The sequence below is a fragment of the Rhodopirellula sp. UH5 genome, assembly GCF_056839225.1.
In genome coordinates this window covers 3,865,461-3,880,428 of sequence record NZ_CM166390.1, presented here as the reverse complement: position 1 = coordinate 3,880,428, position 14,968 = coordinate 3,865,461, and the positions used below count along the sequence as shown (strand labels likewise).

Genomic DNA, 14,968 nt, shown 5'->3' with positions numbered 1-14,968 from the left:
AATGCCCCAAAATGCTTTGCAACAGGGCGACTCGTTTGAGTTAAACTGATCACCCAGCGAACGATCATCAAGTTGAGGGGAAGTGGACGCAGCCAACTCGAACCGAAACGAAAACGCCACGGCGAATCCTGCGTCGGCGGACGAAGTGGCGCTGATCGAAGCGGCGTTGTCGGGTGACGCGTCCGCGTTTGAGAGCTTGGTGATCCGTCACCAGGACCGGCTGCATCACGCCATGATCCACGTCACCGGTTCGGTTCACGATGCCGAGGAAGTGACGCAAGAGGCTTTCATTCGGGCGTTCATCAAACTGGACACGTTTCAGCAAAACAGCCAGTTTTTCACGTGGCTGTATCGGGTCGCCTTCAACATCGCGTTGTCGCGAAAACGGCGTCAGAAGGTTCGTCTGTCGCTGGACCAGCAACGTGAAGAAATCGGCGAAGAAGTCGTTTGTGGGGGCGAGGCCGTGGATGCGAACATGATTCGCCAGGACGACGTTTCGTTGGTGCAAGTGGCTCTGCAGCAACTCAGTGATCAGCACCGCAGCATTCTTGTCTTGCGAGAAATGGAGGAATCTTCTTATGAGGAAATGGCGGAGATTTTGGAGCTGTCCATTGGCACCGTTCGCAGCCGTTTGAACCGGGCTCGCAAACAATTGCGGTTGGCGATTGAACAGCTGCGAGAACCCGAGTCAGAATCTTCGGGCGAACCAGGTCCCTGACACTTCTTTCCCGTTCATGGCTTACGAGGGAGACAACCATGGTCGATCCCACGCCTCAACGAAGCGTAGGCAGTCACTTCGATGTTGTGCACGATGCGCGTGGTGGTTCGGGCACAGCACGTACGAATTTGGGGGCGGATGGCACGCCGGGAAACCCGCGTCCGTTCTTGGGCATTCAGTTTCGGTGTTGCCAAACCTACGGTCGCATCTACCGAAATGATCAGCAGACCGCTTACCGGGGTGGATGCCCCAAATGTGGCGCTCGGGTGGAGGTGCCGATTGGCAGTGGGGGGACGAACAAGCGGTTTTTCACAGCTGGCTGAGTTTGGGAACGGTTTGTGGCACGCGGTCTCTTGGCAGGCTGTTCAACCCGAATTGTGTGGATTTATCCACAAAATCGGAAAAAACCTGCCGGCTAGGCCTCGTTACAACCGAAACAGTCCATAGCACCGATCGGACCGGCTGTTGGCTGGTCCTTTTTTTCCGCGAGTAACGCGGTCGGTGAATGACACCTCACAAAGGACTGTAGGGAGGCATTTCCATGCGACGCAAATATTTTGGACTGGCGCTGGCCGCGATCGCCACGCTGGGGCCTGCTCAGGCCTTTGGCGGTGATCGCGAGATCGCACAACAAGTCATGCAGCGGCTCAAAGTCAGCCGTGATGCAGGTCAACTGAAGAACTTCAACCTTGACATGAAAGTCAATGACGGAGTGGTCGTGTTCCGCGGCACCGTCGATGGCACCGAGCAACAAGACCTGGTCTTGGCGGCTTTGAAGGATGTCGATGGCGTTGTCAATGTTGTCAACGAACTCGAAGTTCTCGAAGCAAAGCTTTACAAGCCCAAGGCCGCTGCGATTGCAGCGGTGAAGCCTGCGGAAGCGTTCGACTTCAAGGGAGCTTTGGAAACCGAAGTTCAAGAAGTGGTTCCTGGTTCGGTGGCACCTGTTGCCGGCGAAGAAGCCGCTGACTCGCAAACCCGCACTGTTGCGGCTTGGGAAGATGCTGGTGGAGAAGCCGGTTCGGACGAAGCGATCACTCGTTCCGTCGCCGCTGCCTTGGGCAAAGCGAAGTCCGTCGGTCACCTGAAAGACTTCGGTGTGGACGTCAACGCTTACGACGGCATCGTGGAGATCACCGGCGAAGCTGCTTCGGCATCCCAGCGAAAACTGATCGCTGAAATCGCCCGTCATGCTCCTGGAGCACGCGGCGTCCGCGATCTGATGACCGTCAAGGCTGGATCAAACCCAGGCTTGGTTGCCACGCCTGCCACGCATCGCACCGGTGGGTTGCAGCCTTTGCCACCTGCCAATCGTCAGGTCCAAGCTCGTCCCGTTTCGTACGGGCAAATGGGCGGCCAAGTGGGCGGACAAGTGATCAATGGCGAAATGGTTGTTCCCGGCAGCATGATGACTCATGGAGCCGCCGGCATGCAGGGAGCACCAGCACCGATGGCTCAGGCACCGATGATGGGACAACCTGTTCCCATGGCGCCTGCCGCACCTGCCGGAGCACCTCGCTACGACACCCCGAACTTGCCGAACTACGCTTGGCCAGGCTACGCAGCCTATCCGAACTACGCCGCACTGACGTACCCACAGCAGTACAGCCCATCGGCGTTCCCCTACATCGGACCTTTCTACCCCTACCCACAAGTTCCTTTGGGATGGCGGAAAGTGTCGCTCGAATGGGATGACGGCTGGTGGTTCTTGGACTTCACTGACAAGTAGTCTGATAGGTGATCCAACGGATCACCTGAACAGAACGAATGAACGAAAAACCCTCGCAAGTATTCTTGCGAGGGTTTTTTCGTTGTTGGAAGTAAATTGGCGGAACGCTTGAAATCAAAGAAATAAAGGAACTGTTACGGCGAAAAGGCATCAGAAATGGAGATGCCAGCGGTTGGAATCGGATGCCTGTTCGGCGCGATTTCATGGGCGCCGCGAGTTTTGCTGACTGATAAAATTGTGTTGCACTGCATGATGCTCGGTCGCGGTGCATTCACTCGATCTATTCTTGATTTTGGTGGCTGGAATGAAGGGCGACTCCCTTTTTGAACGTTTGGTTTTGTCGCTGGTATTCCTCTTGTGTTTGGGGGCGTCAGCTCACGCTCAATTGCCGAGCGGCCTGAACCCGTCCGCGATCGCTGATGGTGCCAAAATCGTTTTGACGGACCGAGTGAACGATGCTCCGAAGGTCACGGAAGCACGGGAGTGGCAATTGCAGGATCGAGAACCGATTCAGGGACGATTGGTCCAATGGATTGGTCCAGATGATTGGATCCATCTTGAGGTACGCAGTCGAAAGTTCCAGTCGTTTCCGTTGAGGCAGTTCAGTGACTCCGATCGCGAATTCATTGAGAAGACATTGGAGCCTTGGCGGTCGCTGGTGGATCGGCTTCGCGAGGCGTTTCCCATTCGCGATGCAGGTGACCAGGCGTGGATGCAAGGTGACCGGGAGCTGAACAATGCGTCTCTGTTGTTGGTCGAAGACGACATCTCGTATTGGAACATTCAACAACAGTTGATTGCCATTCCGCTGGCGTCATTCCGGGGCGAACAACGTGATCTGATGCGCGAGCGTCTGAACGTTCTCGACAAGTTGTCGAAATGGCAAACTGCGGTTCCTGGGGTGGAGTTTCGAGCCGCATTGCTTGGCCAAGTGAACGACGCCTTTGTCTTCGGACGCATTTGGAAGCCATATGCTTCGCACCCCGTGATGGCTCGATTTCGTGTTCGCAAAAGCATGCTCGCGGAAGCTGATCGCGAACGAGCGGCGGATTGGTTGAAGACTGGAAAAGTGAAACAGGTACCAAGCCTCGAGCAAACCGATCTTTGGTGTTGGCCTGGGCGACTGGGGATGCTCGGACCTGGGAAGCCGCTTGAAATCGTCGAAGATGAGTCGGATCCTTCCAAGAGCAAGGTTGCATGGTTCGTTCCTGATCATCGACCCGAACGAGCTCGCTTTCGGAAGTATCGAATCAAACGCTGGGAGTCGCTCGGTTCGTTCACCGGTCCTTCGGAATTGGATCTGCGGCGCGTGCTCTTGGAAAGGAAGATGAATGAGCTCGATGAAGAGGTTGCTCCTACGCAAATCGCCAAGTCTTGGGATGAACGGCGGCGAAAACTGGTTGATTCTGATCCGTTTCGCTACCTCAACACGTGCGGGGCTTGGCGACTCAAAGACACCGCGTCCAATACCCGATTCACGGCGACGCTGATTGGCGAAGAACACCCGTATTACGTCTATCGGTTTGATGCCGAAAACTCGACGGTCGCCATCTTGAAAGCCGAATTGACAGAACCGTGGAGAGCGGCGGCTGAACAAAGCGTCCGGGGGCTGAACGAGTATTTCGAGGCTCACCCCAAGGAGAAGCGTCCCTCTTTGCATGCCGAGTATTTTCTCGTCCGACGTTCCCATTCCATGGTGTTGGCGATCAAACCATTGGAGATGACGAACGAGACCTCTTTGAAGGTCAAAATGGCCAACCGTGACACGCCGGTGGGGTTGCCTGTCGATCAACTGCATTTCGTGGACGCGATGGAAATGAAGTTGATGATGCTCGAAGCCGATCCAACCGCATCGACCAAGGGACTGCCGGAGCTTGCCAAAACCTCTCGCGAGGATCGGATCCAGTGGATCAAACTGCAGGAACATTTTGAGAAGAAGATCATTTTTGAAATGCAGCTTCCCTCTGCGAAAGCGATGGAAGACTGGTTGGCGAGCTGGCACAAACAGCCGTATCGGGCTCAGGTTGGTTTTGACGGCGTTGTCGTTGGTCAACACCTTGATAGTTGGATCATGCGTGATGGGACGGTCGATTTCCTGGTTGATAGGGAGCTTTTGACAGACCGTGCCAATGAACAAGCTTCCCAGCAATGGCAGGCTCTGAAGGAGCAGTTTCCTAACCAGGCCATCCCGATCGCGATTCCGACTCTGCGAATCTACGGGTTGATAGGGAAGCAACCATTGCCGCCGGCAGAGGATCTAAGCTGGAACGACAGCGATCAATTCCTGTTCACCGATGAGGAGGGGAAGCGTCAGACGATCCCTGGAACAGCCTTTTCGCACCTGGAAAAGCTTGAGCTGGAGGTGCAATTGCGTTCGGAAGCCGAAGTGCGGCAAACCGTTTCAACCGACGACGAGTACGCCGCGACGCAAGAAGTCGACCAGTTTCAAGAAAACCTCCGGCGAGAGTTGGAAGAAAAACTCCGCTATCTGCCGAAGCCGCCAAGCTTTCTGACCTGGAAGTTGGTGGACTCGAATCAGTTGTTTACCGCTAACTTTGACCGTTTTGACGGTGACGACGCGATCATGCGCGGGATGGTAGGCGGCCACTTCCGCATTGCACGCTCGTTGTTTGAGGAACACGATTGGAAGAAAATGGAGGAGATGGCCGCCGAGTTTCGTGAGCAGGGCAAAGCAGGCAGCACAGATGGGCTGGACCCGTCCACGATCACCCATCGCGTGATTCGACGGGCCGACGGTTGGACCACTTTGCCCGCCACGCCGGTCCGTGCGAATCGCTACTACATCTATTTTGAGGGCGAGAACGAATCCGTGATTCGTTTGTCTGTGGATGAACTTCATCCGGTTGACGGACCGAAGTTGCGGGGTGAGTTGTACCGACGTGAACATGGCATCGAGTGGGACGACCAGGTGGATGAGCGGTTGGCTCAGCCTGTCACGGACGACGAAATCATTGCTCGTCCTGCCACGTTGGATGCGGAATACCGCGAGCGGTTGGAATTGCTGCGTCGTGGCTTCTCACGCCAGTGGAAAGAAACACGTCTGGCACTCAGCCCCGGGCAGACGGTGCTGCAGATGTCAGTGGACGGGGCGTTCTTGTTGATCGCAGGAAACAATCCTGCCGTGGTGGATCGAAGCGGGAACATCGTCCATCGAATTCCAAGTCGATTGGACGGACAGCACCCAGTTTATCTGTCGCCGGATGGCAATCGATTGATCGGTTTTGAACGTGGGGTGCTGGCCCTTTGGGATCTGCAACAGGGAACCAAATTGGCGAGCTATCAGGCAGTGAAGCCACCCTTGGCTTCGGCGCAATCTGCCGATGGGGATCGAATCTTTTTCACGACCCACGATGGGTGGATCTACTTGTTGGATCTGGCATCGTTGGAAGTCAAGCAATCACGCATCGAGTTGCTCGATGGGGAACGAATGACTTCCGAGCTATGGTGCTCTCGCGACGGTGCGAATTTCATCGCGACCAGCAATCAAAACATGTATTTGTTGAAGGTCGATGAAACCACGGGGAAGATCGCGAATCAAGCTCAACTGACGAGGCTTCCGAAGGTCCGCGCACTGGCGGTGTTGGACAAAAGGGCCTGGGTCAGCACGGATGAGAAACCTTGGGCAATCGACTTTGGCGTCGAAGAGGGAGAGGTGGTTCATGCCACTCGTCGGCTGAGCATCGTTCCTTACTGGATGGACAACGTTCCCGTCGAAGAAGGACTCTCGCAGATTCGAGTCATGGGGATGCTGCCAGGATTGGCGGGCTCCCCAGATCCTTTTGCCTTCATCGCGAACTTCGATTTGAATGGCGATCGGATGGGGATAGTTGAATACGTGAACTGTGACTTGACTCAACCGGCCATGATCGCGGCGAGTGGAAAGGCGATGGTATTTCGTCGAGGTGATGAGTGGATTCATGCCGCCGCTCCGGAACGTATCCGTGTGTCTCGGATCCTTCGAGTCTTGGCGGAGGATCTGGTGGACCGCGACCAGATCGATCAGTTGGACGCTGCGTTTGCGTATCTGCGAACGCCCGCGATCGCGGCGGTCAGTGAATACCCCGATGAATTGAGCGAGGAGTTTCTAAGTGCGCTGGACATCGTGTCCAAAGAATATGGCTGGGTGCACGGTGGCGATGCTCGAATCCGCAAAGAGTTGTGGCTGAAGCGAGCCGGGGAACGGATGCCGCGGTCCATCGTGATTCCGATGCTGCGTGCTCAGCATCATCGAGACCTGGCTTGGGAGGCTCGCGGAACCGGTTTTGTGAACACGGTTTCGAGGGATGACATGCGAGTCTTTCATGAACAGTTGGGTGTCGCACTGGAACACCTCAAGCCGCTGCTGAAAAAACAGCAACCTGCCACACGTGTGTTCTCCCTTGCGCTCGGGATTTCAATGGGATTGTCCGCCCCAAAGAGTGCCGTGGGTGAGCTGACCAAGCGTGCCATGCAGAGTCCCGCCAAGGGAAGTTTGTCCGTGCACTCCTCGGCGGTGACTTATTTGTTACCGCGTTGGTACGGCAACCCCGGTGATTTCGAAAACTACATCGAGGCGGTCTGCGATCAATTGGGTGGTGCCGAGGGCGACGCGATGTACAGTCGGTTGATGGTCAGCACGGCTCGCTTTTACCCTCGTGGGCAACCCGCCAGTGATTTCATGCGAGTCGATCCAGAACGGGTGTTGGCCGGAATGGATGCGTACTACGCCAAAGAAAAGACAAGCGTCCATTGGTTCGAATTGGCAGAAGAGTTCTTCCAGCGGGAAGTGGATGCCGACCGACTGTCCAAGCTCCGGCAACTGATACATCGTCACCGGATCTATTTATTCAAATGGTCGCGATGAATACAAAATTCTGTTGACGTGGAAAAGTGTCAACGCGAAACCAGGTGAAGTCGTGTTTTCAGACGAACGGTTTTTTCGTTTGATGGAGAGTGAAGAACGGATTGATTGAGAAGAGAGCGTATCGTGACTCGAAGTCGTGATGGCTCAATCTTCATTGCATGTGCACTTTGCAGGTGAGAACCCCGCCCGCGGAGCGGGAGGGGTCGGAAAGCGAGCGTTCAGCGAGATTTCCGGGGGAGGGCGATCCTGGGCTGTCAAAAGGTTGGTATTGACACGGAAAATGCGACGTTGATTTTGGTCTGTCCTACGCCCCAACGGGGCAGCTCTAAGATAGCCCCAGGCATCGCCTGGGGTTTCGTGACGGAGATTCCGACACCAGCCCCAACGGGGCGGCCCTAAGAAAGACTCCCCAAAACCCGCTAGGACCGCCCCGTTGGGGCTTTGTAATCTTGGTCCCGCCACACCCAGGGCGTTGCCCTGGGCTGGCATAGGGCTGCCCCGTTGGGGCGAAGTCGAGGAACAAAACCTGCGCAGCCCAAAGCGGTGTCAATACCGACATTTTGACAGTCCAGGGCAATCCGCGCCGCTTCCCATGCTCGGCCCCCTCCCTCACGTACGCCTGAACGGCGTCGCGCGACCTCCCCAAAAACTTCGTTTCGAGAGAGGTCCTCAAATGCTGGAACCCGCTGAAACGAGGCCAAAAAGCCGGTTTGCTGTGAATCGCCCCCTCACCCGAACAGGGCCTCCATCGACCTGTTCGACCTCTCCCCCAGCAAAGCTGAGGGAGAGGTGACTTGTTGATGCGAGGCAGAAACTTGCGCGCACCAGAAACGCTGCAACCCCAAAGATTGAACAGCGCAGGGCTGGCCTCATCGGATCTCGGTGGTGTTACGGCAGGCGTGTTCCCAAGTGGTCGCCCATGCGAGCGTAGAGTTCGCGGTGTTGGCGTGAGTTTTCAATGAGGTCCGCATCGAATTGGATTCGGCCTGGTTCAAACAGGACCATCGTCGAGGAACCGCCAAATCGGAAGTAGCCTTTTTCGTCGCCCTTTGAGATGGATTCACCAGGTGAGTAGGTTTGTCGAATGCTGCCCACGCAGGTGGCACCAATCTCGAGCAACAACACCGTTCCGAAGGACTCCGTCTCGAGCGGCGTGAGGCAGCGTTTGTTGCTGGTCAGGATGTGAATGTTCTGACGCAGGGCAATTGGATTGACCGAGTACAGCGGTCCGTTGATCAAGCAGCTCTCACCAGGCACGCCGGCGGCAGGGAAGTGAAAGCGGTGGTAATCGACCGGGCACAGTCGCGAAAGCAGCAGGCTGCCGCTCGCGTAGCGATCCGCGAGGGCAGAGTCTTGCAGCAGTGTCGGCAGATCGAACATCTCGCCTTTGACAAACAGCCCTTCGCATTTCGATAGGTCGGGAACGCAAAGATGCCGGCCGTCCGCGGGGAAGACCACCGAGTTCGGATCCGCATCGATCGGGCGAGCTTCGGGTTTCAGCTTGCGAAAGAAGAACTCGTTGAAGTTGGCGAACTCACCCACGTCACGCACGAACTCATCCGCATCGAGTTCATAGTCTTGGATGAACGGAGCGATCTTGTCGCGTGTCTTCGGTTGGTCCATTCGCCAACCGTACCAATGCGAGAACAGCGTTCGTTTCACAACCAAGGAAAGCGAGAGACGCCCGGCGATGCTGCCATACGTCCAACGCAATGCTTTGTCGCCATACACCTTTTCGATGCGGTCTTCGCCGGTGTATCGGTCGTGATAGACGATTTCATCCATGAGTGGTACTTGTTTGAATGGCAGTGGACGAGGCCACGAGTCCGGTCGCACGACCCACGCGTGGGATTCTATGCTTCGTCCACTACGAGAGTGAAGTTGCGATGGATCAGCGTGGTAACTGATCCCAGTCGATCTCAGGCTGCTGGTCGGCGGTGGATTCTCGCTCGAAAAGCTGGTCAAGGGCGACGGAATCGGAGAAGAAGCCACAGTTCTTCAAGAAGAAGTGGTCGTCTTGGCTTCCACCGGCATAGTCCAGTCGATGACGACCGCGAGCGGTGTTGTCGCCGGTCAGTTTGGCTCGCGTGATTTCGTGCCACTCGCCGTTGACGTCACAGACCCATTGGTTGCCATAGTGAGCTGAACGTTGCAGGTGGCCTTGTTCTGGCGAGAAGTTTTCGAGGAAAGAGTGGAAGCCGGTCAGATGCTTGTCAGTCTTGGGGCGTCGAAAGCTGGCCACCAAACGCCATTCGTTCTTCGCTTTGTCGCCGAACCAGGACGTGTACAGCGTGTTGCCATTGCCATCGGGTTTGACTTCGGTCAGGAATCGATAGGTCTTGCCGGCTTCCCATGGGTAGCGAAAGAAGCTTTGGCCGCCGGAGCCTTCGTTGCCAAAGTCTTTGGCGATGACGTCGTCGCCTTTTGCAAGCGTTTCGACTCGGTCTTCGTCTGGGATCTCGTTGGGGTTGTCCGTGCGGAAGGGGCTCCAGATTGAAAACAGAACTCGCCGTTCCGTGGGGCTGTTGACCTGCATGCCGAAGTACCCTTCGCCGAAACCATTGGCCATGAAGTAGGTGCCCATTTGATCTTGGCCGTCGGGGACGGTGATCTCGCTGTAGGCGTACGTCAGGTCGGTTGCCTTTGGCAGGCGGTAACCCAAGTGAACCGACGGCCCGCGACGTCCCCAGTAGAACATGTTGCCGTCATTGGTCTGGATGTAGTCGAGTTGCAGATCGTCGTTGGAGGGCGTGACGACCAAGTCGGCGATGTTCACCGAGTGGTTAGTTTGGCCGTTCGTAGCAGCTGTCAGTTGCAGGTCGACCCGGACGTAGCCCGCTTCGGTAACTTCGATTTCGCCGAGCGGGTAAGTCTTTGCAGGTGCCGGGTGCAATTCGCAGGAGAGCTTGGTTTCGCCGATGCTCGCTTGGACCGTTGTGGGGTGGTTGCGGGCGTTGCCTTTCAGGCCAAGCTGAAGCGTGTCGCTTCCGCTGACATGGAAGTACACCGAATGGACTTCAGCAGGGTCACGGAGCTGGAGTGTGCCATCTCGACGGAGCGATCGACCGCCGGGTTCGGGTTGCGTGCGGAAGGCGTTGCCGCCCACCGGCACCGACCATTCTTTCGCGGAGGAGAGTCCGGGCGAAGACAACAAGGTTGCCAAGCTGATCACGAGCGTTGGGAGGACAAATCGACAATTCATGGTGTGGATCTTGAAGTACGGGCGGTTGGACAGAAGCCGAGGAACGTTTTCGCGAGTCAGGAAAGAGGCTGCGTTGGAATCCATTTGAGACCGGATTTCATCGAGCCCGCCACTCTTTCGCTCTTTTATTGGGTCTCGCGACGTTCGAACCTATCCCATATCGAAACCATTCTGCAAGCAGGTGGGAAGGTTGGCAGCAGGGGTTTTCGAACTGCATCGAGCAGGCGACGATGGTGGCCGAAGCTGGCGGACGACATTGGTCGTCTACCAGGCACCCAATCAACCCACAACGGAATCGAACCCCAGAGATCACCATGGCCACCGCAAGTGCACGACATATCCTCGTTGAAACCGAAGAAGCCTGTCAGGATCTGAAAGATCAGATCGAAAAAGGACAAGATTTCGGTGCCATCGCCGCCGAGTTTTCCTCCTGTCCCTCTGGTAAATCCGGTGGTGCGTTGGGGACGTTCAGCCCCGGCCAAATGGTCAAGGAGTTCGACGAAGTGGTGTTCAGCGGTGATTTGGGCAAAGTTCACGGCCCCGTCAAAACACAGTTTGGCTATCACTTGATCGAGATCACGCAGCGCGTCGATTGATTCAAAAGGCTGTTCCATGATCCAGACGTTTGGACAGGCTTATCAGTTTGTGCTGAAGAGCAAAGTTTGCACCGTCTTCGGCAGCAAGAACTCGCCGTACCCGTCGTTGTGGGACAACACCGATTTATCGGAGGACAAACCCAAGACGGGCGGTTGGAGCCCCAAGGTGATGGCCGTCTGGGATTGGAAGACTCGCATCCCGCAAACCTATCCCGCGGAAGTTTTCTACGGGAAGGTGAGCGGCGGCGACGCCGTGTTGATGGAGATGCAGCACTTTCGTGAGGTGCATTACGCCGAGGCGTACCAGCCCGTCCACGAATTGGATGTTCTCCCGCAAGAGATCTTTGAGCTGATCCGTTTGCAAGCGGACTACACCGGTCCGCTTCGCAAGCGAGCCATCGAGCGATTGGCGTGCACGAAGAGCCAGTTCGACACCGCACTGAAGAAGCTGCAGGTGAGCTTGAACATCGTGCGTTCCAACGACCCCAAGTTGAAGAACGACTTCTGGTTGCCCATGCGAGAAGTCCACCTCGATATCGTGCAACAGCACGAGCGATGAAGCCCGACCTCCGTAGGTCAGGTTGTACCTGACGTTCCCGCCGATGCTTTGGAACAAAGCGAGTCGGGAACCTGATCGCGAAAATAGCGAACACCCATGATCAGCAAGTCAGCGCTGCACAGCAACAGGCCGAGCGTTTTCCGACTTGTCCAGCAGCGAAACGACCACCATCGCGAGAAAGCTGGCGGCGAGCCCCATCAGTTGCGATGGGATCAAAAACTCCGTCCGCACGTATTCAAACGCTAGCCAGGTTGCCACACCGGACACGATCGATGCCATCGCTCCGAGAGTGGTCGCTCGTTTCCAATACAGCCCGACGGCCAAGGGGACCAACGCACCAACAAGCGGAACGCTGTACGCCTGCTGGATCATTTCGTACATCGTGTTGTTGCTGGTCAAAGCCTGGTGCAGAGCCAAGGCACCAAATATCAGCAGAACGATCCGTAGCCAACGCAACATGTTTTGATCGTTGAGATCGGACCGAAATGGACGAATCACATTTTCGACAATCAGACTGCTCGGCGCAAGCAGCGTTCCGCTGGCGGTGGACAGAATCGCCGACACCAATGCGCCCAAGAAGACCGTCTGAACCCAGAACGGTGTGGACTGCATGACCGCGTGCGGAAGTGTTCGCTGGACTTCACGCAAGTCTTCGCTGTTGAATTGTTGCAGGTGATCTGGATCGATCACCACCGCGGCGTAAGCGATGAACATCGGCACAAACGCGAACATGCAGTAGAACATCCCGCCCAGCAAGGTGCCCGTCATGGCGGTGCGTTCGTCTTTGGCACTGGTGACACGCTGAAAGACATCTTGTTGTGGGATCGAACCCAGGGCCGCGGTCAGGAAGCCGCCGATGTAGATCCACCACTCGGCGGATTGACCCCAGTCGGGAAAGACCTGCAGACGCCCCGATTCGCGAGCGGAATCGATGACGACGGAAACACCGCCGGCCGCATGAGCCATGTAGACCGACACCACCAACAGGCCGATGATGATCACAAACGTCTGAATCATGTCGGTGAGCGCCACTGACCACATGCCGCCCATCACGGTGTAGAAGGCGACAATGGTGAAGCCGATCGCGATGCCTTGGTTGGTGGTCAGCGCATCGTAGCCGATGCCTTTGCCCAGGACGGATATCACCAGGCCAAGTGCGGTGAGCTGAGCCGCGGCCCAGCCAAGGTACGAAGCGGAGATGACAACGGACGTCAAAACTTCGATCGAGCGACCATAGCGTTTGCGATAAAAGTCGCCAATCGTCAGCAAGTCCATTCGGTAGAAAGCTCGCGCGAAGAACAACGCCACGAGCACCAGACAGACAGAAAAACCAAACGGATCGCCGGGGATAGCACGCAGTCCCTGCCCGGCAAAGGTCGCCGAAACGGACAGCACGGTTTCGGCACCAAACCAGGTCGCAAACACGCAGGCAAAGTTCATGTACAGCGGAAGCGAACGCCCCGCGACCATGAAGTCTTGCGCATTGCCAACGCGTCGGGCTGCGAACAACCCGATCGCGATCGTGAGAAACAAGTAGGCCAGGACGGCAGCGATCAATCCCATCGGCGTGTCGTCCGTCAGTCGATGGCGACGCTGTTGGCCATTGGCAGCCCGTTGAATGGCGATGCGCTGGCCGCAGCGTAAGCACCCATCGACGGAACCAAGACCAATTCACCGACTTCCAAATCGGGGAGCCATTGATCACGCGAAACGATGTCGGTGGAGTCGCAGGTGGGGCCCGCAACCACGCACGGAACGGTCTCCCGTGAACCATCGTTTTCGACCAGCAACGGGAAGTCTGTGTGGTCGAAAATCTTGCCTGAAAACGAACCGTAGATGCCATCGTCGAGGAAGAACCAGGGCAAGTCCCAGCGACGGTTTTTGCCGATCACGCGAGTGATCAGGGTGACGCTTTCGGTGCACAGCCCGCGACCTGGTTCGGCGATCAAACGAATCGGCAAATCGCCGAACATCTCGCGTAAACCTTGCGTGATGACTTCACCGAAGGTTTCAATCGAAGGAGCGTCCTCACGATACGGGGCAGGGAATCCACCGCCGATATCCAAGACTTCCAGTTGGTGTCCCGCTTGGGTGGCTTCGTCCCAAACTGCGCGAACGCTGCGAAGCACTTCGACGTAGTCGTGCGGGTTGAGGCACTGGCTGCCGACATGGAACGAGAACCCACGAACGTTCAGGCCTTTGGACTTTGCCGCCGCCAGCAGTTCCATCGCTTCGTGCATCGGGCAACCGAACTTGGCCGACAGGTTGATTCGGCTGGACGCGCCGGTGGTCGCCAGACGCAGCAACAGGTTCACGTCCGGTGTCAGTCGGCGGATCTTTTCCGCTTCGATCGCGTTGTCAAAAACGAACCAATTCACACCGGCTTGTGCGCATTCCCAGAGGTTTGCATCGGTCTTGCATGGGTGAGTGTGCAACATCCGATCCGGCGTGAAGCCAGCCGCCAGTGCGGCCTGCAATTCGCCAGGAGAGCAGACGTCAATGAATGCGTTTTCGCCGTTGAGCGTTGACAAAAAATGCAGGTCGGGGTTGGCTTTCGCCGCATAGTAAAGATCGACACCAGGCAGGGCATTCTTCATTGCCCAGTAGGTCTCGATGGCTTTGGATCGTGACACCACCAACAAGGGAGTGCCGTGTTTCTCAGCGAGCTCTTTCGCGAGGTCAAAGGAAAGGTTCGGCTGTGCCGTTCGGGCGTTGGGTGCGCGCAGAATGGTCGATGCGATCATGCGGCTGGGGTGCCTCCAGAAGGGGACCAAGGTCAGTTGAAAAACGAAATGCAGTCAAAACTTCGAAGCCACGTGGCTTCGTCTGAGGGTTCTCGTGAACCCTGGCCGACTTCTTCTTCGCTGTTATCGAGCCGCGTCCTGGGCGCAATAACGTGTTGACCTTGGGGAGATCGCAATGGAGGTTGCGGCACCTTGCGGTATGGCAACGTTGTGCGTTTGGAGTGGGCGATTCCGCTAGGAAACGTCCTGCCAACACACTTCCGCCGCGCCCGGATTGGGCGAGACCTGGTGTCGTGCTGATTGATCCGCGGTGGGTGGCTGAGCGTCTTTTAAAACGCGAGTGAACCAGCACCGTTTTTCAATCGGTTGCGGAAGATATCGACCGCGAATCCAAAAGTCGAGAGCGGAAATGACGATTTGGATCGATTGTGTCCTTGCAGCGTGATCCACCCAGTCCTGCGGACGGAGGCCGGCCCACATGTCGGCTTTTGATGTTGCGAGTATTGCCACGGGAGTGGCGACACTGTGAATCCAGCGGGGATTTGTTGCAGCGTTT

General features: G+C 56.5%; 9 protein-coding genes. 5 read left to right on the top strand and 4 right to left on the bottom strand.

Annotated elements, in window-relative coordinates; translation table 11 throughout:
- The first annotated feature begins 82 nt into the window (after nt 1-82).
- From UH5x_RS13865 to UH5x_RS13855, 3 genes are all read left to right on the top strand, one after another.
- The gene (locus UH5x_RS13865; protein WP_047815804.1) at nt 83-718 is read left to right on the top strand and encodes an RNA polymerase sigma factor; all 636 of its coding nucleotides are present in this window, start codon (nt 83-85) and stop codon (nt 716-718) included.
- A gap of 541 nt (nt 719-1,259) precedes the next feature.
- Complete coding sequence (locus tag UH5x_RS13860; protein ID WP_047815802.1) at nt 1,260-2,447, top strand: BON domain-containing protein; 1,188 nt, start codon at nt 1,260-1,262, stop codon at nt 2,445-2,447.
- Between the two features lie 265 nt (nt 2,448-2,712).
- Nucleotides 2,713-7,311: a hypothetical protein gene (locus tag UH5x_RS13855; RefSeq protein WP_482632727.1), complete on the top strand. Its 4,599-nt coding sequence runs from the start codon at nt 2,713-2,715 to the stop codon at nt 7,309-7,311.
- Nucleotides 7,312-8,199: 888 nt separating this feature from the next.
- Here the strand turns inward: UH5x_RS13855 and UH5x_RS13850 are convergent.
- Nucleotides 8,200-9,096 (bottom strand): phosphatidylserine decarboxylase, encoded by an 897-nt coding sequence (locus UH5x_RS13850; RefSeq protein WP_482632726.1) that lies wholly within the window; start codon nt 9,094-9,096, stop codon nt 8,200-8,202.
- A 106-nt stretch (nt 9,097-9,202) separates the two neighbouring features.
- Nucleotides 9,203-10,597: a DUF3472 domain-containing protein gene (locus UH5x_RS13845; RefSeq protein WP_482632725.1), complete on the bottom strand. Its 1,395-nt coding sequence runs from the start codon at nt 10,595-10,597 to the stop codon at nt 9,203-9,205.
- Nucleotides 10,598-10,827: 230 nt separating this feature from the next.
- Between UH5x_RS13845 and UH5x_RS13840 the strand changes: the two genes are divergently transcribed.
- On the top strand, nt 10,828-11,109 hold the full coding sequence (locus UH5x_RS13840; protein ID WP_047815937.1) for a peptidylprolyl isomerase: 282 nt from the start codon (nt 10,828-10,830) through the stop codon (nt 11,107-11,109).
- 16 nt (nt 11,110-11,125) lie between these two features.
- On the top strand, nt 11,126-11,668 hold the full coding sequence (locus tag UH5x_RS13835; RefSeq protein WP_482632724.1) for an AlkZ-related protein: 543 nt from the start codon (nt 11,126-11,128) through the stop codon (nt 11,666-11,668).
- A 108-nt stretch (nt 11,669-11,776) separates the two neighbouring features.
- Here UH5x_RS13835 and UH5x_RS13830 read toward each other — a convergent pair whose 3' ends face one another.
- Entirely contained in the window at nt 11,777-13,231 is a 1,455-nt protein-coding gene (locus UH5x_RS13830) for a high affinity choline transporter 1 (RefSeq protein ID WP_482632723.1), read from the bottom strand.
- Nucleotides 13,232-13,245: 14 nt separating this feature from the next.
- On the bottom strand, nt 13,246-14,412 hold the full coding sequence (locus UH5x_RS13825) for a type III PLP-dependent enzyme (RefSeq protein WP_047815797.1): 1,167 nt from the start codon (nt 14,410-14,412) through the stop codon (nt 13,246-13,248).
- Between the last annotated feature and the right edge of the window lie 556 nt (nt 14,413-14,968).

Excerpts from the sequence above, each read along its gene's own strand:
- UH5x_RS13835 (WP_482632724.1), top strand. The coding sequence starts at position 11,126 with ATGATCCAGACGTTTGGACAGGCTTATCAGTTTGTGCTGAAGAGCAAA.
- UH5x_RS13845 (WP_482632725.1), bottom strand. The coding sequence starts at position 10,597 with ATGGATTCCAACGCAGCCTCTTTCCTGACTCGCGAAAACGTTCCTCGG.
- UH5x_RS13825 (WP_047815797.1), bottom strand. The coding sequence starts at position 14,412 with ATGATCGCATCGACCATTCTGCGCGCACCCAACGCCCGAACGGCACAG.
- UH5x_RS13850 (WP_482632726.1), bottom strand. The coding sequence starts at position 9,096 with ATGGATGAAATCGTCTATCACGACCGATACACCGGCGAAGACCGCATC.
- UH5x_RS13830 (WP_482632723.1), bottom strand. The coding sequence starts at position 13,231 with ATGGGATTGATCGCTGCCGTCCTGGCCTACTTGTTTCTCACGATCGCG.
- UH5x_RS13840 (WP_047815937.1), top strand. The coding sequence starts at position 10,828 with ATGGCCACCGCAAGTGCACGACATATCCTCGTTGAAACCGAAGAAGCC.
- UH5x_RS13860 (WP_047815802.1), top strand. The coding sequence starts at position 1,260 with ATGCGACGCAAATATTTTGGACTGGCGCTGGCCGCGATCGCCACGCTG.